This window comes from Methylobacterium sp. B1 (assembly GCF_000333255.1).
GTDB lineage: Bacteria > Pseudomonadota > Alphaproteobacteria > Rhizobiales > Beijerinckiaceae > Methylobacterium > Methylobacterium fujisawaense.
Window position 1 is genome coordinate 1 of sequence record NZ_BACT01000690.1, and the last position, 19,566, is coordinate 19,566.

A 19,566-nucleotide genomic window follows, 5' to 3' on the forward strand; every position below is an offset into this window, starting at 1 on the left:
TTCCGTTCGGGTCGCCCGCGCGCGCCGGCGGGCGCGACCCCGGTTCCGTCCCGGCCGCCGGAACCGGGTCGGGCGGCGGATAGGTGGGGTCTGTCAGGCAGGTCGAGAGCCAGGTCTCGGCCTCGGCGTCCGAGGCCAGCTCGACATCGAGGACGGCCCGAGGGCCTGCGGGCGCCGTCGTCGCGCTGGCAGTCGCGGCCGCCGGGGCGGCAGGCCGCGTCCAGCGGCCGGCGGGGTTTTCGGGACCCGGGCATTCCGCGTCGTCGCCCCCGCCGATCGTGCAGGTCGCGACCGTTCGCACGGCGCCGTCGACGACCCGCCCGACCGTGCGCGTCTCGGTGGTGTGCCCGCTCGCCCAGTCGTCGGACAGCGTGCAGACCCGGTCGCCGTTCTGGAAGCGCCGGCTGCCGAAGCAGCCGTAGACCCGGTCCTGCCCGACGGGCAGGAAATAGCAGGCCGTGTCGAACCCCGCGAAGGGGCCGCCGGTGAACCGTGCCGCGAAGGCCCGCTGGCGCAGCGCCGCCGCGATCCAGTGCGGCCGGGCCGGATCGCTCTTCGCGCGGCCGGACAGGTCCTCGGTCCGGGCCCGGATCGCCCCCAGCACGATGGTGCGCGCGTCGGCCGCGTCCAGGTCGCCGAGCCACGTGTCCCGGGCCGCCACCCAGCGCTTCTGGCTGGCGATCAGCATCGCCCGGATCTCGGCGTCGTCCGTGCCGTGCAGGAGGCCGGCATAGGCCGAACCCAGGGCGGCATCGGCTTTCCGGAGCGCCGCGTCGGCGCAGATCATGCGCTCGAGCGGGCTGGCCGCCCTACGGCAGTCGATCGCCCGGGCCGCAGACGGCGCCAGGAGGGATGCGGCGACGGCCGCCACCAGGAGCCGCGTCACGGCCGGCCTCGCACTGAACGGCGCATCTGAACCTCGCATCCGGACCGCGCGCCCGGGCAGCGCCGCGGAGCCACGCCGCTCCCCCGTGACAGGCCGCGGGGTGCGGGCGGACGCCCGCAGCCGCGCGCCATCCGGGCCCTACTGCGCCGCGGCATCGACGACGCGGCACAGGTTCTGGTCGACGTCCTGACCGATCTGACCGGCCTGCACCATGAAGAGGGCGTCGACCCGGCTGCCCGTCCCGGCCTTGCGCACGACGACCCGCAGCGTCTGCGGTCGCCCCGAGCCGGATGTCTCCTGCTGGGCCGTCAGGGTCCCGAGCTGCTTCTCGACGTGCACGCCCACGAAGCCTTCGGCCAGGACCGCCCGCGTCACCCGGTCGAACGCGGCCTTGGGGCTGACCGAGGGGAAGATCATCCACGTCTTGTAGGTGATGGCCTGAAGCATCGGCGTCCCCTCGCTCCGGTAATGGTCGCGGCATGTCTCCGCCGCGGCCGCCGGGAGCGAGAGCGTCGACAGGATGGCCGAATAGACGAACGCGGTCCGCATCGATCCCATGGGGCGTCCTCACATCGTTCCGCCGTGGACCTGCCTGACGAGCCACGGCGGCCTCACCGGCGTCCCGCAGGTCAATCTGCCGGGCGCCCACGTCGATGGCGCGCCGGTCGGCCTGTCGATCCTCGGGGCGCGCGGGACCGACCTCGATCTGATCCGCCTGGCGGTCGCCCTGGAGGGTTGAATGGACGTGACGGTGAACCGCCCGGAGATCGTGGCCGAGATCGCGGCTTTGTTCGAGCGCTACGAGCAGGCGCTCATCGAGAAGGATGTCGCCGTCCTCGACGCGACCTTCTGGAACAGTCCGCACACGATCCGCTATGCGCTGGCCGAGAACTGCTACGGATTCGCCGAAATCCACGCTGCCCGCGTGGCGGCCGATCCGCCGCCGGGCGGCACCAAGGAGGCACGGATCCGGCTGGAGATCCTGACGCTCGGGAGCGACTTCGCCACCGTCAATCTGGAGTTCAAGCCGCGCGGCAAGGCCGGCATCGGGCGTCAGAGCCAGACCTGGATGCGCTTGCCCGGTCTCGGATGGAAGGTGGTGTCCGCCCACGTGTCCATCCTGCCGATCGGGACGTGACGCAGGATCGCCGGGCGCGGAGGACCGGACACATCTGGGTTCGGTCAGCCGCTCGGCGCGTCTCTGCCGCCAGCCAGTCGATGGTCGTGTGAGCAGGACGCAGGCGTCCGCCTCCGGACGATTGCGCCGACGAGCTGAACGGCTGAGACGTTTTGGCAGGAGGCCGTCCGCTTTTGCAGCAGTCCCGGTTAAAGTCGGCGATCGCGGCGGTCGGGTTCTGCAGGCCGGCCTATGCGACCCCGCGATTGCGGAAGGCGTAGGGGTACTGATCGTCCGCCCGGATGGCGCTGTTGCAATCCGCCGGGGCATCCGCAAACGCACCCCGGTCGATGTTCGCCCGGCAACGCCCATCGAGTGCGATCGCGCGCTGCCGTGGTGTCCGGGCTTCGGCCAGGAGGCGGCTGCATCCGCTGACGCGCATGTCCGGGTTCCCGGACCGACACTTCTGAGTGGCATCAGCCAGAGCGGGTGAACTCGGGACCGCCATCGACGCGATCAGGCCGGCGTGGACCCATGCATTGAGGGCGAGCAAGGGAGCGCGTATGGTCGATCTGTCCTGCTTCCGGCTTCTCGGGCGGCTCATCGCTCTCAGCCGCAGCAATTGTTGAAGACGTCCCGGCCGGGCAGCTGCATCGAGTTCATCATGCGAAGCAGTTCGGCACGGTACAGATCGCTGAACTCGGCCGGGAAACGCCCCCCGATATTCGTGATCGTGCTGCGGTCGTCGCGCCGGATCGTCGCGAAGTCGTAGAAGCTTCTGTCGTCGAAGCTGCCTTGAGCAACAGCCGTGCCGCGGCCTTCGAGCACGAACCCGGCGCGAACCGGCGATGTATTGACCTCCTGCGCGCGGCAGATCTGGCCCCGTCGCGGCCGGATCTGCTCCGTGGTGAACTGTTGCGCGCTCCCGCAACGCTCGTTCGGGCTAACCTGCACCTACATCACCACCTGCTCGCCGTGCATCCGCGAGTGCCAGATCGTCGTATAGGTCTGCTTCTGCGGATCGAACTGGTCGTTGGCGCGCGGTGAGATCTCGAGCAGGTTGGTCGAGTAGTTCAGCGTCCAGCCGGAGGCGCTGCCGACCGTGGTGCGCTGCCGCAGCTCACGCTGGCGCCGCTCCTCCTCCGCACGGCGCTGTTCGTCCTGCTCTCGCTGACGTCGGACGTCCGCCCATTGCCGATCCATCTCCTCCTGCCGTCGCCGCCTGTCTTCCTCCTGATACCGGGACTCGTTCGCCTGCTGGCGCCGGGCCTCGTCCTGGCGATCCCGCGTGCGGGCGCATTCGACCGCGAAGGTGTCGACCAGGGCGCGGAAGCGGCCCGTCGGATAGGACACGCTTTAGCTCGCGGTGGCCGTGGGATCTGTCCGTCGTCGGATGATGCTCTGCCGCACATCGTCGAACGGCTTGCGCCGGCTCAGATCGGGCGCCTGCGCCGGGCGGTTCCGGTGACATCCGTCACGGTTGCCGGTCGTCCGATCCGTGCCTCGGCCGGGATCCTGTCGCCCGGCCTTCGGATGGAGCTCTCCATCAGGTCGGGCGTTCGGCGCGCGCGGGACTTCGTGGGTCGCATCCCAGGATACATCGCCGAATACGGCGCGCGTCGCGCTGTGAGCGCAGTCCTTGTCCGGTTCGGTCAAGGAGCGCCCGCCGAGACGGGCTATGTGAGCGGAGTATCGTCCGTTCAGCGGCTGCCGAGGAGGTCGCCATGACGTTTTCACCGTTTTCACCGTTTTCACGGGCCGGGGCCGCCCTCCTGATGCTCGCCCTTCCCGGCGGAGTCGCGGGTGCGGCCACCCGCGGGGAAGCGCAGATCCGCCTCGCGCAGGGTGGCATCGCCATCCCCAGCGAGGCGCAGCTCAACCGCCTCGAACGCGAGGCGATCACCACGCCTCCCCTCGATGTGAGCGATCCTCCGCCGGGCGTCGAACCGGGCACGCAGAGGCGGCATCGGGACCCGCGGGATCGCGGCAACGACCGCAGGCTCCCGGGGGAGGGGGGCGCCTGCGAGGCGTGCTGAACGGTTCCGGGCGGTGCCTCCGCGCGACACGCCCCCGGTCCGAAATCCCGGTCCGAAGTCCCGGTGTGAGGTCACGATGCAGGATGCCAAGCCTTCCGCTTTGATCCCCGCCCGAAGGGATTCGGAAAGCCGGGGGCACGCGGCAAGGCCGCCCGGCCGGTGAAGCCGGGCGCTCGTGGCCGTCGCCATCCTGCTTGTGGCCGCCGGCGCGTTCGCGGTTGCGCATGTCTGGTCGCCGCACGCCAACCTGCGCATCACGCTCGGCCCCCCAGGCAGCACGGCGAGCGGGTTCATCACAGCCTTCGTGTCCGTCTCCCGGGTGCAGCATCCCCGCGTCAATCTCGACCTCGTGCGGGTCGACGACCTCGCGGGGAGCGCCAAGGCTCTGGAGGAGCGCCGGACCGATCTCGCCATCGTGCGCAGCGACGCGGGGGCACCCGCCAACGCACAGACCATCGTCATCCTGCGCCGGGACGTGGTCGCCTTGATCGTGCCCCCGCACAGCCCTGTCAGCTCGGTCGCCAACCTGGCGGGCAAGACCGTCGGCCTCGTGGCCGGGCCGCTGCAAGACACCAACACGCGTGTCCTCGACATGGTGCTGAGCTACTTCAACATCCCCGCCAAGGATGTCGGCAGGGCCATTCTTCCGATCGACGCGCTGGCCCAGGCCGTCCGGCAGAAGAAGGTGGCGGCCATCCTGGCGGTCGGTCCCATGGCGCCGGGCGAGATCGTCGATGGGGTCGCCGCCGTCGCGCGCGCCACGAAGGGCACGCCGGGCATCCTCGCGCTCGACGAGGCGGAGGCGATCGGCAAGCGGTTCCCCGGCTTCGAGGCGATCGACGTGCCCATGGGGGCGTTCCGGGCGCGTCCCGCCACGCCCAGCGAGTCGGTCACGACGCTGGCGGTCACCTATCGGTTCGCCGCCTCGGAGCTGATGCCCAACGTCGTCGCGGCCGCCATCGCCCGGTCGATCCTGACCACAAAGGCCAAGCTCACGGCCGTGACGCCGCTCGCCGCGCAGATCGAGGCGCCTGATCCGGACGACAAGAGCCCGATCCTGCCCGTCCATCCGGGGGTCGCGTCCTATCTCAGCAACGGGGACCAGAGCTTCTTCGACCAAGCCCAGCAATATCTCTATCTCGGCGGCGTGGTGATCAGCCTCGCCGGATCGCTCCTCGCCGCCGCCTCGGCGGGCTGGGCCCGGCGCCGATCGGAGGCGGAGTGGCGCCCGGTCCGGCGCCTGGTCGAGATCGCCGACGCGGCGCCCGGCGCCGACCGTACGGAGCTCGCCGCCCTGGAGGGCGAATTCCGGGCGATCGTCTCGGCGATGCTGGGCTGCACCACCGGGGCCGTCAGCACCGACTGCCTGTCGGCCTTCGCGACGGCCCTGGCCCATGCGCGCGACGCCCTCGACCGCCGGCGCGCAAGCCTCGGCCCCGAGACGGCGCTTCCGTCCGCACCGACGCTCGTGGTCGCCCATTGACGGCGGGCCCGGGTCCGGGCGGTGGCTCGGGCCGGCTGCGGCCGGCGATCGAGCGACCGAAGCCGTGAAGGCGCTCTAGCGCGCCGCCGGCGTGCGGAGGAGCAGGACGCGCAGGCGACCGCCGCCCAGCACGCGGCCGATCTCCCGGTAGGCGAAATACGGGAGCAGCGCCACGAACATCACCCAGGCGAAAGTGAGCACGCCCCGCGGGCCGCCGGCCATCTCCGGAAGAACGGCGCCCGGCGCCTTCCCGTGCCAGGCCCCCACCAGCACCTCTTCGAGTCCGTAGGCCGCCACCAGGACGGCGGTGAACAGAAGGGAGCGATACAGGATCCCGTAGACGAGGGGGCCGCGCGTGATGCGCCGGCCGAGGCGGAGGGATCCGAGCTTCGCCGCCTCGGCGATCAGCATGAATTTGGCCAGGACCAGGGCGTTGATCAGCCCGAGTGCGTAGAAGTGATAGCTCGGATAGTGCGGTATATCCTGATCGACCCGTGCGTAGATGTTGATGCTGAACAGGATCAGGGTACCGAAAACGACGATCAGGTAGATCGCGAAGGCCAGGTAGCGCTTCGCTTCGGCGGCGGCCCGACGTCCCAGGGATCGGGACTTTGCGCGCCCGTCGGCACCCGGCAGCTCCCGCGGGGCAGGGGCAGCCGCCAACGCCTCTCGAGACGTGACAGGGGGCATGGCTCGTTCTCCGCGGCTCCCGTGCGCCCATGGTCCGCGCGCCGGGCGCGTGGACCATGGGCCGGTTCCGCATGCGCACCCGAAGCCCCGGACCGGGCTGCCCGGTCCGGGGTCTGACAGGCCGCGGGTCAGGCCGCGAGCTTGACGGCGTGCTTGCTCTCGATCGTCCGCCGGATCAGGCGACGGGTCCGCTCGGTGAAGGCCATCTTGTCCGCCAGGCAGCTCTCCAGCAGGACGCCGACCCCGAAGTGACCGCTCACATCGGCCATGGCGACGAGGGCGACATACTCGGCGATGCGCAGATGCATCAGGTGATTGGCCTTGATCAGGATGAACAGGGCCTTGGCGGCCGGGGCCTGGATCTCGGCCAGCTCGCGCCGGAAGTCTTCGAGGAAGACTTCTTGAAGCCGACCGTTGGAGGCAATCGGTTTCTCGCCGATCAGCTGAAAGCAGCGATCGAGCGACTTGACCGTCTTCTCTTGGATGAAGGCGCGTGACTGGAGCGCCTCTTGGATGGCCGGATCCTGCGTGGCTTGGCCCAGCTCCTCGTAAATCTTCGTCGCGCGCTCCGCGTGATGCCGCGCATCGCTCAACATGCGCACGAAAAGCTCCTTCGGTGACTTGATCGGCATGGTCATCTCCTCACGCTGCATCGTGATCAACCGAGGCATCTCTCAAATGCCGAGACCGCTTCGCGCGTCCTTGAGCGGACCGGAGGCAGCGTTCTTCCGATCGCCGGGATGTGCGGAACGCGCCGACCGCCAGGAAGCCCGATCGGTCGCGCCCTGACCGGGCACGCAAGGTCAGTTCCCTGCCTCGCCTCACCGCACCGAAGCGGAGGGCCCATTATGCAGTCGCGGCGATCCCATGCTTGATCGGGGAAGACACCGGCCGCCGGCGCGATTGACAACGGCTTCGGGCCGCCTGGGCGCCGGACGGAAGCGACGTGCAGGATGGAACGCTGCGGTCCGAGCGGCGCAACGCGGCTGCGCCGGTTCACCGGCACGCGAGTCCCCGCGGATCAAGCGGCGTCGGCAGCTCGGCGTACGGTACGGCCGAGACGTGTCCGAGGGGCCGCAGGGCTTCGTGTCCGGCGCCCCTCGGCAGGTCGTTCTCCTGAACGGAGACCATCCATGAGAACTCTGCAGATTGCGTCGGTGGCCTGTGCCGCCCTGATCATGAGCGGCATGGTGGCCGAAGCGCGTGGCTTCTACGGCGGCCGGGGAGGCTTCCGCGGCGGTGGTTTCCGCGCCGGCGGCGTCCAGGGCGTTCGGGTCGGCGGCTATCGCGGGGGGGGGGGCTATCGCGGCCGTTACGGCGCGGTCGGCCGCTACGGCGCGGTCGGCCGCTACGGCGGGGTTGGCCGATACGGATACGGATATGGCCGCTACGGCGTCCGTCCCTACGGCTACGGCCTGGGCGCGGCTGCCGTGGGCGCTGCCGCCGCCACCGGATACGGTGCCACCTACGGCCGCTGCGGACCCTACGCCTATTACGATGCCTATGCGGGCGTCTGCCGCCCGTATTGATCCTGCCGCGAGAGGGTCGAGGCCGGCAGGCCCCGACCCCCAACCCCCGATCATCCGGCCCGAGCCGGCGGCCCGCCCCGGCAGAGTGGCCCCAGAATGGGTTCGGCCCAAGCCATGACCTCCCGAATCGTCGCCCCGCTCCTCCTCGCCGCCTGCCTGAGCACACCAGCCCTGGCGCAGCCGTCCGGCTTGCAGCAGCCTGCGGCGCTCATTCACGGCAACTATTGTGGCCTCGGCAGCAATGCCCCGTTGCCGCCCGTCGATGCGCTCGATGCCGCCTGTGCGCGTCATGACGCCTGCACCCCCGTCGGCGGATTGCCGTCACGGGCCTGCAATCTGCGGCTTCAATGGGAGACGGACCGCATCGCGCGCGATCTGCGGCAGCCGGACGATATCCGCGCCCTGGCGGGCTTCATCGCAGCCGGGGCCGCGATCTTGCCGTTCGACCCGAATGCCCCGGTGGCCGTGCGGATTCCGGCCTCCGTGCGCTACGACGTTCCTCCGGCTCGCGTCCATCGGGCCGTCTACCGCGCCTATTAGGGCACGACCTCCGGTTGCGTCGGCCGGACAAGGCTGCGGGGCAGCCAAGTCCGGCCGGCGCGGTTAAGTCTGGCCGGCGCGGTCAGCGGCGGAAGCCGCCCCGGAACCCGCCGACGCGCCGTCCGTAAACGGCGCGGCCCCCGTATACGCGGCCCCCCCGATACACCCGCGCACCCCGATAGACGGCACCGCCCCGGTATCCGTAGCGGGCGCCGCCGCGGTATCCGTACACGCCGCCACCCCGGGGCCCGTAGTAGCCCGGTGCGCCGGAGACGTTCGGTCGGCAGGCGCCGTAGGGGCCCCGATGAAATCCGGGCCCACAGCCGCCGGCGGCCTGCGCGGCCGCAATGCCGAGTCCGCCCGAGCCGATGGGAGGCAGGCCCAGCATGGCAGCCAGGGTGAGGGCTGCGAGCGAGATGGTCCGTGTCGCTTTCATCGGGATCTCCTGAATTCGCTGGGTGATGCTATGCAATCCGGATTCTTGTGCTCGATTGACCAATGCTGTCTGCCGTCGATGGGAAAGCGGCCGTCCGGCGATCGCGGCCTTGGCGCCCAAGGGCGGCCTGAAAGGCCGGTCCGTTCCGTCCATTCAGGAAGGGGTACGGGATCGGGCGGCCCCGGATCGGCTGCCGCATCCGGAGGCCGGCTCCCACGCCTCCAGATGCTCGGCGTCGTACCGGACCAGCGTCTGAACGCGTGCGTGAAGGCGGCGGCTTCGGAAAAGCCCAGACAGGCCGAGATCTGCGCCAGCGTCATGTTGGTATCGGCCAGGAGCTGCTGCGCCGTCTCGAACCGGATCTGGGTGGCCACCGACCGGAAGCTCGTGCCTTCGGCCCTCAGGCGGCGGCTGAGGGTGCGCCGATGCACCGCCAGATGGCGCGCGACGGCTTGGCCGGACCACGGATCCTGGATGAACTCCGCGCGGAGCAGCCGCCGCAACCGGTCCGACATCGGGAGCGGAGCTGCCGCCCCGACCTGTCGGATGCGGCCTTCGGCGATCCGGTGTGCCGTCCGATCTGCGCCCGGGACCGGTTGCTCCAGAAGGCGCGCCGGAAAGGCGAGGGCCGCCCATTCCTGATCGAACCTGACGGGCGCGCGGAAGAAGTGCCAATAGGGATCGGTCTGCTCCGGCGGTGCCCGCGGCAGCAGAAGCTCCGACGGGGACCAGCGGGCGCCGCACAGGGCGCGCACGATATTGACGACGGTGGCGAGCGCCCCCTCCGCCTGCAGGCCCACTGCCGTCGCGCCAGTCTCGTAGGGAAAGTAATGAAGCAGCGCCAAGTCGGCCTCGACGAAGAGTCGGACCGCCGAGCCGCAGGTCCAGGCCCAGGGCCGGGTCTCCAGCACATGGAGGGCGTCGCCGATGGTCGCCGCGTTCCGGATCAGGATGTTGCTGGGCCCGAGCTGGGCGAGGGCAATGCGCTGCCCCACCAGCAGGCCGAGATGGCCGCACCGCGTGCGGTTCGCCCCCAACTGGAGCACGCGGCCGAGCGCGGCGTTCGAGATCGGGCTGGCATCGTCTCCGGACGCCCAGCGATCGCAACCGGCCTCGCGCAGGATGTGGACGGGATCGGCGCCGAGTTCCCGGAGAGCGGCACGGGTCGCGCTCGCGACGCCGCCATGAATGGTTTCGACAGCGGGGGAAAGATCCGCATCCGATGGGTGGAAGAATTCGAGACTGTCACAAGAGTCTTCGCACGCGAGAGCGAGGCGACTGGTCATTGCACAAATCCCATTTCTCCAATTCGGGCTCAATTCAAAATCTTGTCCTCCCGGCGGCATTGCGCTGGATCAATATTGTCCAAAAATCTGTGACATGTTTTGAATATGCAACTAAAATGCAGTATTCATGAAGGGTTTTGTCCGGGCACAGGTGGTCGATCGGCGTTTTCGCAATCGTGTGTCGGTATCTGCGGCTCCGGCCATGTCGCGCACGGCGCGGCGTGGTGCACGGCGGCGGGGAAGGCCTGGCTCCCGCCCTCTCCGGAGAACAACGCGGCCGAGATCCGGGTGACGGACCGGGAACGGCGGGCGGCCTCGCGCGGGGCGATGCCGACCCGGCGCCGCGCCTCCACCCGCAGCCACGCCTCGGCCCGCAGGCCATCGCGCTCACCGGCGGGACGACGGGCAAGGCGACGGACAAGTCGACGGACAAGCCGACGGGCGTGATGCAGCCCTATCCCGCCTGGAAACACCGACATCGCGGCCCGCGGGATCGACATGCGCGCGCCGGAGAACCTGCCGGGCCCAGACGCCGCCGGCCTGCGCGATGCTGGGCCGACCGGGACACCCGGCCGGCGGTCACCGGCTGCCGGGACCGCGCGCGAGCCCCGCCAGGGTGAACAGATCGATCGACAGCTTGGCGCCGACCACGAAGGCGTCGGGGATGGTCTTGCGGTAGAATGGGAACCGGGTCTGGTCCGGATCGACGATGTATTGCAGGTTCAGCGTCAGCCGGATCGCCGGATTGACCTGGATGGATGCCGTAGTTCAGCTCCATCATCACCTGCTGTGTCGGGATCTTGCGGAACAGGCCGAGCGTGCCCTGCGCCAGGGCGATGTTGGACAGGGCGAGCCGGCTGAAGGCCTGTGTGTTGATGACGAAGCCGACCGTGTCGAACGGCCGGCCCGCGAAGGTGCCGGTCTGCAGGGCGCCGATCTCCAGGAAGTGGTCCTCGACGAGCCGGCCCGAGGTGCCGGCCATCGCGACGCCGAACAGCGTCAGGCCCTGGATCGCCTTCGGATCCGGCCGCCACACCATCTGGTCGAACCGGGCGTAGACACCCGAGCGGCCGAACCGGGTCATCGCCGGCAGGCCGGTGAGCACCGCGGGCTGCCCGGTCACGTCGCGCACCGGATCGGCGTAATCCGAGGCATCGTACCAGCCGCCGATCCCGTAATTGCGGGGCAGCACGTCGTTGGCGAAGGTGGTCGTGTAGCCGAGTTCGAACGGCACGATGGCGCCCGTCGCGCCCTCGAGCGAGAAGTCGAGGCCGTTGTCGCCCGGCTGCTGATGCCGCGGGTTCACCTCGTAGGCGCCGACATGGAAAAACGTCGTGTCGGTGAGCCACGCCCTGGCATGCGCTCTCCAGCTGGAGACCGGCCAGAAGGTGAAGTTCGAGGTCTTGAACACGAAGGTCGGGTTGCCGCAGTCTGAATTAGACTGGAAGTTGCAATAGAGCGGCGAATTCAGGAAGCTGATATTGGCGACCAAGCGGCCGACCTCGACGTCGAGACGATTGTCGAACAGCTTCTGCTGGTAGGAGAGCAGCGTCAGCCGGGTGGTCTGGCCGCCGCCGTAGATCTCCTGCACGCTGGTGTTGTTGCCGATGACATCGTTCGACAGGCTGCGTCCGTGCCGGTTCGTCACCGCCACGTGGAATGCGCCGCCCTCGATCCCGGCGAGGCGCTGCAGGTCGCCGTCGATGCCGAGGACGAGCTGGCCGGCATAAGCCGCGCCCTGCCGGAGGCCGCCGACCGGTTTGATCGCCCCTTGCCCGGTGTAATTGGCCAGGAGACTGAGGCCGTTGCCGAGATCCAGGGTGCCGGGCGGCAGGGTCGGCGGCGTCGCGGTCTGCCCGAGCGTGTCGGCGGCGCCGGCCGGGCTGTCGGCCCCGTCGGAGCCCGGGCCCTCCGATCGCGGCGGCGGGCGGCTGGCCCGGCGCCGCAGCACCGGGCCGACGGCCGTGGCCGGCACGGCGCGGCCGGCCCCCGCCTCCTGGCTCCATCCGGGCTGCGGCAGCGCCAAGCCCAACGCGAGCGCGGCGCGCATCGCCAAACCCTTCATGACGGATCCCCCCGTGACGCTCCGTGGTGTCCGGGCCCGGTCGTGCGCCGGGCTCCGGATCGGGGCCTCAGCCTGGGCGCTTCTTGATGAGGCCCACCGTGAGCGCGGTGACCAGGGTGCCGGCGGCGAGCGCCAGGACGGCGCCCGGCAGGTTCGTGACGGCGTTCGGGATCGGCAGGACGAACAGGCCGCCATGCGGCACCTTCAGGGTCACGCCGAGGGTGAGCGCCAGGGCGCCCGCCACCGCGGACCCCGCGACCAGAGACGGGATCACCCGGAGGGGGTCGGCCGCCGCGAAGGGGATCGCCCCCTCGGTGATGAAGGCCGCCCCCAGCACGGCGGCGGCGCCGCCGGCCTCGCGCTCGGCTTGCGTGAAGCGGGCCGGGAACCGGCGGGTCGCCAAGGCGAGGCCCAGCGGCGGGGTCATCCCGCCGAGCATCACCGCCGCCATGGGCGCGTCGACGCCGGAGGAGAGCAGGGCGGCCGCCGAGGCGTAGGCGGCCTTGTTGATCGGGCCGCCCATGTCGACCGCCATCATGCCGCCGAGGACGAGCCCGAGCACCAGGGCGCTCGCCCCCTGCATGCCCTTGAGACAGGTCGTGAGCGCCGACAGCACCGCCGCGACCGGGACGGCCGACCACGTAGATCATCAGGAGGCCGGTGATCGTGGTGCCAAGGAGCGGCAGGATCAGGACCGGCTAGAGCCCTAGAGGTTCCTGGGCAGCCGGATATGCGTGTTGAGGAAGCGGGCGGTGGTAGCCGGCGATGAACCCGGCCGCGATGCCGCCGAGGAAGCCGGCCTGGAGATTGGCCGCCAGTATGCCGCCGATCATGCCGGGGGCGATCCCGGGCCGGTCGGCGATCGAGTAGGCGATGTAGCCGGCGAGCGCCGGGACGATCAGCGCGAAGGCCGCCTTGGCGCCGATCTGCCCGAGGGCGTAGCCCAGGGTTCCCGCGTGATCCGGCGCCATGGCGTCGATCCCGCCGACCCCGGGGGGCTCGGCGCGCGCCGGTTCGATTTCCCGGTGGTGCTGATCGACCGGGCCGGACCGCCGGGGGCTTACGACAGCGTCGTCCTCGACAACGTGGCGGCCTGCGCGACCCTCGTCGATCATCTGGCGGCCCAGGGCTACTGGCGGATCGGCGGCCTGTTTGGCTCGACGAGTTCGACCGCGCAGGAGCGCCGTGCCGGCTATCTGGAGGCGATGGGGCGGCACGGCTTGGCGCCGCAGATCCGCAGCGTGCCCCCGAACGCGGCCGCGGCGATGGCGGAGGCCACGCGCTAATACCAGGAGCCCGACAGGCCGGAGGCGCTCGTGGTCTCGAACGGGCTCATCCTGATGGGGGCCGTGCGGGCGGCCCGTTCCCTGAATCTCGCGCTCCCGCGGGATCTCGCGCTCGCCGGCTTCGACAACGAGCCGTGGACCGAACTCGCCGAACCGGGCCTCACCGTGATCGAGTAACCGGTCGCCGAGATCGGCACCCAGGCGATGCGCCTGTTGTTCGAGCGGATCGAGAGGCCGGGTCAGCCGGTCCGGCGCGTGGTCCTCAGCGGCTGTCTCGTCCCGCGCGGTTCGACTGGGACACGGTGACGGTCTGCCAATGCGCGCGCGCGGCGCGGCGGATCGGGGTGTCTGCCGGGCGGAACACGCCACCGGTTCCGGCCGCGCGGGGCGTTGGGTCGCCGGCCCGCGCCGGGCAGCGCCCGAAGCGGGTCTTCCGGCTACCCAGGGCAAACGCCATGCGGTAGCCTCCCGCCGGGCCCGGTCCGGACGAGCGGTCCCGGTCCACCTGCCGAAGGCTTCGGCGCGCACCTCCGGATGCCGGGCCGCGCCCGGCCGGATCGGCTGCGCGAAGGCTCCGACGGCCGGCACGGTCTCCGGTCGCGAAGGGCATGACCGACAGGGTGCCCGAGGCCCGGGACGACACCGCAGACATCCGCGCCTTCGAAACAGGATCCGACGATGACCGACGAACCGCACGGCCTCGATCGCGGCTTGACCAATTACGGCGACCGCGACTTCGCGCGCTACCTGCGCCGGTCCTTCGCCCGCTCCATGGGCATCTCGGTCGGACTCCTGAACAAGCCGGTGGTCGGCATCGCGATGACGCCGTCGGGCTTCAACAACTGCCACCGGGGCATGCCCGAGCTGGTGGAGGCGGTCTCCCGCGGCGTGCTGGCGGCCGGCGCCCTGCCGCGGCCCTTCCCCACCGTGTCGCTCGGCGAGGTTTTCCTCAATCCGACCAGCATGATGTATCGCAACCTGATGGCCATGGACACCGAGGAGATGATCGGGGCCCAGCCCATGGACGCGGTCGTGCTGATCGGCGGCTGCGACAAGACCGTGCCGGCCCAGCTCATGGGGGCGGCTTCCGCCGACCTGCCGGCGATCCAGCTCGTCACCGGGCCGATGTCCACCGGGCGCCACCGCGGGCAGAGGCTCGGCGCCTGCACGGATTGCCGGGGCTTCTGGGCCAAGTACCGGGCCGGCACCGTCGATGCGGAGGAGATCGCCGAAGTCGAGGGACGGCTCTCGGTCACGCAGGGCACCTGCGCGGTGATGGGCACGGCCTCGACCATGGCGTGCATCGCCGAGGCGCTGGGCCTGTCGCTGCCCGGCACCGCGGCGATCCCCGCGGTGCATTCCGACCGGCTGGTGGCCGCCGAGGAGACCGGCCGGGCCGCCGTGCGTCTCATCGAGACGAAGATCAGGCCCTCCCAGGTCATCACCGAGAAGTCGGTCGAGAACGCGATCCGGGTGCTGATGGCGGTCTCGGGCTCGACCAACGCCATCGTGCATCTCACGGCGATCGCCGGGCGGCTCGGCATCCGGGTCTCCCCCGAGCGCTTCAACCAGATCTCGGACGAGACACCGGTTCTGGTCGATCTCAAGCCCGTGGGTCAGGGGTACATGGAGGATTTCCATGCCGCCGGCGGCATGGGGGCGCTGTTGCGCGAGCTGCGGCCGCTCCTGCACCTCGACACCGTCGATGTGGAGGGCCGCACCCTCGCCGAGCGCCTCGACGAGCCCGCCGGCTGGGTCGACCGCACGGTGATCCGCCCCTTCGCCGAGCCGGTCTCGGCCGTGGGCGGGTTGGTCGCCCTGTCGGGCAGCCTCGCCCCGGACGGAGCGATCTTCAAGCGCGCGGCCGCGACCCCGGCGCTGTTCGAATCCGAGGGTCGGGCGGTGGTGTTCACCGGCCTGGAGGATCTCTCCGCCCGCATCGACGATCCCGACCTCGACGTCGAGCCGGGCGATATCCTCGTGCTGCAGAACGCCGGTCCCCACGCCGCCGGCATGCCGGAGGCCGGGTATCTGCCGATCCCGAAGAAGCTCGCCCGGGCGGGAGTGACGGACATGGTGCGGATCTCCGACGCCCGGATGTCCGGTACGGCGTTCGGCTCGATCGTCCTGCACGTGGCGCCCGAGGCGGCGGTGGGCGGACCGCTGGCGGCGGTGCGCGACGGCGACCGGATCCGCCTGTCGATCCGGGACAGGCGGGTCGACCTGCTGGTCGAGGCCGACGAGATCGCCCGCAGGCTCGCTGACCACCGGCCGCCTCCGGCCCCGGCCCGGGGCTACAAGGCCCTCTACCGCCGCACCGTCACGCAGGCCCCGCACGGCTGCGACTTCGACTTCCTGACGCAGGTCGACGCCTAGGGCCTCGTCCGATCCTATCCGACCTCTTGACTCGGCTCGGCGGTGAGGCCGTCGAAATAATCGAAGAAGACGCGGTCCGGATCGTACCTGTCGCGCAGGTCGCACAGCCTCCGCCACTTCTCGGGCGTGAAGGCCTGGGCGACGATCTCGGGCTGTTCGACCGTGTTGGTCTCGCCGATGTAGTACCCGACGTTGAACGGTTTCAAGACGGCGGTCACCGCCCGATGCCATTCGGCATTGACGGCGTCGGCATCCGCATCGTGCCACATCGTCCAGGGGCCGCCATAGATCTTGGAGGTGATCGAGCGCGCCATGTCCCGTTGCGGCCCCGGAACATGGGGCCCGCAGAAGATCGTCGTCAGGAACACCGAGATCGCCGAGGGGGCCCGCTGCCAGGCCGGCAGGATGGCCGCCATCACCGCGCCGGGGCAGTGGTCGGAATAGGTGGCTTCGACTCTGGATCGCACGCCCTCCGGGAAAAGCGCGCCGGAGGCATCGAAGAGCTGCTCGAAATCGAGGGGCGCGACCCGGGAACGCGACAGCGGCTCGACCGGCGCATCGTCCAGCGGCTGCAAGGCGCGCCGGGCCGCTTCCGGATCGTCCTCGAAGGCGGTCGCGGTGACCATGCAGACCCAGCCGTTGCTGCCGGCCGCCCTGTCCGCCAGCGCGGGCGGGGCCTGGACGAGGAACAGGGTCAGCTCGACGCTGGGCGAGATCGCCGGTGCGGCCTGCCCCAGCCAGGTGCCGACAGCCGGGGCATCCGCGAGCCGATAGAAGGACTGACTGCCATGAATCGCCTTCGGCAGCGGGTGAAGTTTCAGAAAGTATTTCGTGACGATGCCGAAGAAACCCGAGCCTGCGCCGCGTGCGGCCCAGAAGAAATCCGCGTTCTCGGACTCGCTCGCCCGGATCAGCGCGCCTTCGGCCGTGACGAGTTCGATCGCCTCCAGGCTCTCGGTGCCGTATCCCCAGACCGTGGGGTTCCAGGCCATGCCGCCACCGAGGAAGTAGCCGCTGGCCTTGACCTGCGGACAATGGCCGGTCGGAAAGGCGAGCCCGTGGGCGTTGAGCGCCGTCTGGATCTCGCGATTGCTGAGGATGGGCTGGATGACCGCCCTGCGATGCTCGACATCGATCGAGAGGATCCTGTTGAGGCGTTCGAGGTCGATCAGGATGCCGCCGTTGCGCAGCGTCGGCTGGCACCAGTTGTGGCCGCCGCCGCGGACGATCACCTTGAGGCCATGCGCGCGGGCGAACTTCACGGTGGCGATGATGTCGTCCTCGTCGGCCACCTTCACGATCATGCGCGGCGCCCGGTCCGGGATCAGCCGGTTCCACAGATTCCCATGAAGGGCGTCCCGGAACTGCGCATCGCCCGCGTCGATGACGGGACCCTTGCAGAGCGTCCTCAGATCCTCAGCATTCATGGCCAAGCCCTGCACGAGCGAGGAACCCGCCCGGACCGATCTGCCCGAGCGGGTTCAAGGTTGCGGTCGGTCGCCCGGCCCGGCCCTCAATAGGGGACGCGGTCCGCCTTCTGGGCGTATTTCTTCCACACCTCCACGGCTTCTTCGCGCATGATCTGCTGGGTCGGGATCGAGCGCTCCCCGACATCCTTCTTGAGCTCGGCGTAGATCATGCTGTCGTCGAAGCCGCCGTATTCGAGCGCGTCCTCGACCTGAGCCGCATAGTAGACATTTTTGATCCCGGCCCAATACGCGGCCGCCATGCACATCGGGCAAGGCTCGGCGCTGGTATAGAGCGTCGCGTCCCGCAGCTTGAAGGTACCCTGCGACTTGCAGGCCTTGCGGATGGCCTCGATCTCCCCGTGCCACGTCGGATCGTTCTCGGCGACGACGCGATTGGCGCCCTCCGCGATGATCTCACCGTCTTGGACGATCACGCAGCCGAACACGCCGCCGGCACTGTCGACCAGCGACGTCTTCTCCGACAGCGCGATCGCGCGGGCCATGAACTGTTCGTGTTTTTCGGTCATCGAATCCTCTGCATCGTCATGTTTTCAGGCCAAGTGCGACTATGATCTGCGTCGATGTTCTTGTCGATGTCCGGGGGTATGATCGTCGATCAACGGATTTGAACTTGGCGCCGTATGATCAAGAATCCTGCCTCGGAGACCGGCATCGCCTTCGGTTCGGGACAGATGGTCTCGTGGGTCGATGAAACGGCGCAGGTTGCGGGGGGGGGGCGGGATCGAGCCGCGCCCGCATCCGCCGCGATGGTTCTCGCAGATCAGGTCGTCCCGCCAAGGCCGTGCGTCCCGTGAAGCGCATGTCCGTTCGCCAATACCGGATGGTCATGATCCGACGACGATCTGACTAGACATGGCACCGCGAGACGCGTCAACGCCGTCAAGACATCGATCGAAATTGAATTGTAAATATTCACGAATGCAATAAATATCTGAAGCATAGACGATCAGATTCGCCGGGGTCGCGGTTCCTGCAGCAGATCCGAGGCGTTGCAGTCGCGCCGTGGAGTTTGCGAAGTCGGATGGCGCTCGGTCTGAGACGCAGGAACAAGAAAAAATATTTCCGCCTCCGCCTCGTCCGTTTGGCTAGCGCGCCGCCTTTTTGTTGTCGCTCCGTCCCAGACCTGCGGCACGCGAGGCGCCGGCGCGCTGGAAAAAGTCCGGCGATTCTGGCTGCGTCCCCGAGATATAACTATCCTTTCGATGTTTTGTTTCAAGAAACGATCTATACCTGTATTGTATTATATTTACAATATTTACATTGGCCTTTTCTGCCAAGGCCTTGACTTTAACTGGTGTCGGCTTGCTGATGGGAGCATGCAGAGCGACGCCGCCGGCGGAACGGCGGCTATGCGATGCGAGACCAATCTTCGGCTGTTCCTCCTCGTCTTTCGTGGGCGGCGGGCTTCTTCAAGTCTGCCGCGGTCGCGGTGTGATGGTCCCCGAACCGATGCTTCGATCCGCCCGGCGGTGTGGCTCGGTTTAGCGCCGAGGGCCGCACCCCGCTTCGCACGAGCGGGCGAGGGCAGGGCGTCGTGCAACGGAAGTGCGTCGGTTCATGAGCGGTGCCTCGACGTCCGTCACCATCGTGACGCAGACGACCATCCGGCCGGAGAGCGCCGACGCCTTCGCCCGATGGCAGTCCGACACCCATGCCGTCGTGGCGACCTTTCCGGGCTTCATCGAGCAGCAGCTCATCCCGCCGCGGCCGCCGCTGCAGGTGGATTGGGTCATCCTGCAGCGCTTCAGCGGCCTGGAGCAGGCGCGGGCGTGGCTGGCCTCGCCCGAGCGGCAGGCCCGGATCGAGGGCGCCACGCCCATGCTCGTGGGCCGCGACGACGTCCATATCGTCAAGGACGATGCCAGTGCAGCCCGCACGTCGCCGGTCAGCGCGGTGATCAGCACCCGCGTTAAGCCCGGCCTGGAGGCCGCCTACCTCAAGTGGGAGCAGAAGATCGCCGCCGCCCAGTCGAAGGCGCCCGGCATGCAGGGCTACCGGTTCGAGCCGGCCGTGCCGGGGGTGCAGGAGGATTACGTCGCGATCCTGCGCTTCGACGGCGAGGCGAACCTGCAAACCTGGATGGACTCGCCCGAGCGGCGGGCCCTCGTCGCCGAAGCGGCGCCGCTGACCGCGGAATTCCACACGCGGACGGTGCAGAGCGGCTTCGAGCAATGGTTCCGCACCGTCGCCCCGGCCGGAGGCCCGGCGCCCGCGGCGTGGAAGATGAACATGATCGTCGTGCTGACGCTCTACCCCACCGTGTTCCTGTGGGGGGTCCTGGTCGGCACGCCGATCCTCTCCGGGATGCTGAAGCTGGATTTCCCGGTCGGCCTGTTCATCGGCAAC

Annotated in this window: 22 protein-coding genes and 2 pseudogenes; 10 read left to right on the forward strand and 14 right to left on the reverse strand. The window is 69.5% G+C overall.

Annotated features, from left to right (window positions below):
* Positions 1 to 886, reverse strand: an 886-nt coding sequence (locus I53_RS20295; protein WP_251982383.1) for a lysozyme inhibitor LprI family protein, incomplete at its 3' end; no start/stop codon positions are given.
* Positions 887 to 1,024: 138 nt separating this feature from the next.
* A complete protein-coding gene (locus tag I53_RS20300) occupies positions 1,025 to 1,435 on the reverse strand; it encodes a hypothetical protein (protein WP_043354067.1) in 411 nt (136 codons plus the stop codon).
* A gap of 7 nt (positions 1,436 to 1,442) precedes the next feature.
* On the opposite strand from I53_RS20300, the gene I53_RS20305 reads away from it, so the two are divergent.
* Positions 1,443 to 1,625 (forward strand): hypothetical protein, encoded by a 183-nt coding sequence (locus I53_RS20305; protein WP_043354051.1) that lies wholly within the window; start codon positions 1,443 to 1,445, stop codon positions 1,623 to 1,625.
* Positions 1,626 to 2,024 (forward strand): oxalurate catabolism protein HpxZ, encoded by a 399-nt coding sequence (gene hpxZ / locus I53_RS20310; RefSeq protein WP_187294387.1) that lies wholly within the window; start codon positions 1,626 to 1,628, stop codon positions 2,022 to 2,024.
* Positions 2,025 to 2,612: 588 nt separating this feature from the next.
* On the opposite strand, the gene I53_RS30535 is transcribed toward hpxZ, so the two are convergent.
* Positions 2,613 to 2,957, reverse strand: a complete 345-nt coding sequence (locus I53_RS30535; RefSeq protein WP_051044919.1) for a hypothetical protein — start codon at positions 2,955 to 2,957, stop codon at positions 2,613 to 2,615.
* Positions 2,958 to 3,356: a hypothetical protein gene (locus I53_RS30540; protein WP_051044920.1), complete on the reverse strand. Its 399-nt coding sequence runs from the start codon at positions 3,354 to 3,356 to the stop codon at positions 2,958 to 2,960.
* 371 nt (positions 3,357 to 3,727) lie between these two features.
* Here I53_RS30540 and I53_RS33445 point away from each other — a divergent pair, with 371 nt between their 5' ends.
* Together I53_RS33445 and I53_RS20330 are read left to right on the forward strand one after the other, a co-directional pair.
* Positions 3,728 to 4,039 carry a hypothetical protein gene (locus I53_RS33445; RefSeq protein WP_148291206.1) on the forward strand — a complete coding sequence of 104 codons (312 nt, stop codon included), beginning with the start codon at positions 3,728 to 3,730 and terminating at the stop codon, positions 4,037 to 4,039.
* 175 nt (positions 4,040 to 4,214) lie between these two features.
* The gene (locus I53_RS20330) at positions 4,215 to 5,522 is read left to right on the forward strand and encodes a TAXI family TRAP transporter solute-binding subunit (RefSeq protein WP_051044921.1); all 1,308 of its coding nucleotides are present in this window, start codon (positions 4,215 to 4,217) and stop codon (positions 5,520 to 5,522) included.
* A 75-nt stretch (positions 5,523 to 5,597) separates the two neighbouring features.
* On the opposite strand, the gene I53_RS20335 is transcribed toward I53_RS20330, so the two are convergent.
* Together I53_RS20335 and I53_RS20340 are read right to left on the reverse strand one after the other, a co-directional pair.
* Positions 5,598 to 6,185, reverse strand: coding sequence for a hypothetical protein (locus I53_RS20335; protein WP_251982384.1), 588 nt, complete (start codon positions 6,183 to 6,185; stop codon positions 5,598 to 5,600).
* A 155-nt stretch (positions 6,186 to 6,340) separates the two neighbouring features.
* Positions 6,341 to 6,865, reverse strand: a complete 525-nt coding sequence (locus I53_RS20340; RefSeq protein WP_043354056.1) for a DUF892 family protein — start codon at positions 6,863 to 6,865, stop codon at positions 6,341 to 6,343.
* A 480-nt stretch (positions 6,866 to 7,345) separates the two neighbouring features.
* On the opposite strand from I53_RS20340, the gene I53_RS20345 reads away from it, so the two are divergent.
* Together I53_RS20345 and I53_RS20350 are read left to right on the forward strand one after the other, a co-directional pair.
* Positions 7,346 to 7,741 (forward strand): hypothetical protein, encoded by a 396-nt coding sequence (locus I53_RS20345; RefSeq protein WP_043354058.1) that lies wholly within the window; start codon positions 7,346 to 7,348, stop codon positions 7,739 to 7,741.
* A gap of 114 nt (positions 7,742 to 7,855) precedes the next feature.
* Positions 7,856 to 8,281, forward strand: coding sequence for a hypothetical protein (locus I53_RS20350; protein WP_043354070.1), 426 nt, complete (start codon positions 7,856 to 7,858; stop codon positions 8,279 to 8,281).
* 82 nt (positions 8,282 to 8,363) lie between these two features.
* Here the strand turns inward: I53_RS20350 and I53_RS20355 are convergent, their stop codons facing one another.
* From I53_RS20355 to I53_RS35305, 5 genes and pseudogenes are all read right to left on the reverse strand, one after another.
* Entirely contained in the window at positions 8,364 to 8,717 is a 354-nt protein-coding gene (locus I53_RS20355; RefSeq protein WP_236961854.1) for a GCG_CRPN prefix-to-repeats domain-containing protein, read from the reverse strand.
* Positions 8,714 to 10,003, reverse strand: a complete 1,290-nt coding sequence (locus I53_RS20360; RefSeq protein ID WP_083936109.1) for an AraC family transcriptional regulator — start codon at positions 10,001 to 10,003, stop codon at positions 8,714 to 8,716. The genes I53_RS20355 and I53_RS20360 overlap by 4 nt, the downstream gene beginning before the upstream one ends.
* 579 nt (positions 10,004 to 10,582) lie before the next feature.
* Positions 10,583 to 12,068, reverse strand: a pseudogene (locus tag I53_RS20365) (carbohydrate porin).
* 67 nt (positions 12,069 to 12,135) lie between these two features.
* Positions 12,136 to 12,684, reverse strand: coding sequence for a fructose-specific PTS transporter subunit EIIC (locus I53_RS35300; protein WP_187294389.1), 549 nt, complete (start codon positions 12,682 to 12,684; stop codon positions 12,136 to 12,138).
* An 82-nt stretch (positions 12,685 to 12,766) separates the two neighbouring features.
* Positions 12,767 to 13,039 carry a hypothetical protein gene (locus tag I53_RS35305; protein WP_187294390.1) on the reverse strand — a complete coding sequence of 91 codons (273 nt, stop codon included), beginning with the start codon at positions 13,037 to 13,039 and terminating at the stop codon, positions 12,767 to 12,769.
* On the opposite strand from I53_RS35305, the gene I53_RS35310 reads away from it, so the two are divergent.
* Positions 13,025 to 13,354 carry a substrate-binding domain-containing protein gene (locus I53_RS35310; protein ID WP_251982385.1) on the forward strand — a complete coding sequence of 110 codons (330 nt, stop codon included), beginning with the start codon at positions 13,025 to 13,027 and terminating at the stop codon, positions 13,352 to 13,354. The two genes, I53_RS35305 and I53_RS35310, sit on opposite strands and share 15 nt — an antisense overlap.
* 27 nt (positions 13,355 to 13,381) lie before the next feature.
* Positions 13,382 to 13,531: pseudogene (locus tag I53_RS35315) on the forward strand (substrate-binding domain-containing protein); the annotation flags it as partial.
* Between the two features lie 85 nt (positions 13,532 to 13,616).
* Here I53_RS35315 and I53_RS34125 read toward each other — a convergent pair.
* Positions 13,617 to 13,811, reverse strand: coding sequence for a hypothetical protein (locus I53_RS34125; RefSeq protein WP_187294388.1), 195 nt, complete (start codon positions 13,809 to 13,811; stop codon positions 13,617 to 13,619).
* 221 nt (positions 13,812 to 14,032) lie between these two features.
* On the opposite strand from I53_RS34125, the gene I53_RS20380 reads away from it, so the two are divergent.
* On the forward strand, positions 14,033 to 15,730 hold the full coding sequence (locus I53_RS20380) for a dihydroxy-acid dehydratase (protein ID WP_043354060.1): 1,698 nt from the start codon (positions 14,033 to 14,035) through the stop codon (positions 15,728 to 15,730).
* Positions 15,731 to 15,744: 14 nt separating this feature from the next.
* On the opposite strand, the gene I53_RS20385 is transcribed toward I53_RS20380, so the two are convergent.
* Positions 15,745 to 17,157: an FAD-binding oxidoreductase gene (locus I53_RS20385; RefSeq protein ID WP_043354073.1), complete on the reverse strand. Its 1,413-nt coding sequence runs from the start codon at positions 17,155 to 17,157 to the stop codon at positions 15,745 to 15,747.
* Between the two features lie 86 nt (positions 17,158 to 17,243).
* The gene (locus I53_RS20390; RefSeq protein ID WP_043354062.1) at positions 17,244 to 17,726 is read right to left on the reverse strand and encodes a nucleoside deaminase; all 483 of its coding nucleotides are present in this window, start codon (positions 17,724 to 17,726) and stop codon (positions 17,244 to 17,246) included.
* A gap of 1,051 nt (positions 17,727 to 18,777) precedes the next feature.
* Between I53_RS20390 and I53_RS20395 the strand changes: the two genes are divergently transcribed.
* The coding region (locus I53_RS20395; protein WP_051044922.1) for an antibiotic biosynthesis monooxygenase at positions 18,778 to 19,566 on the forward strand (789 nt) is incomplete at its 3' end.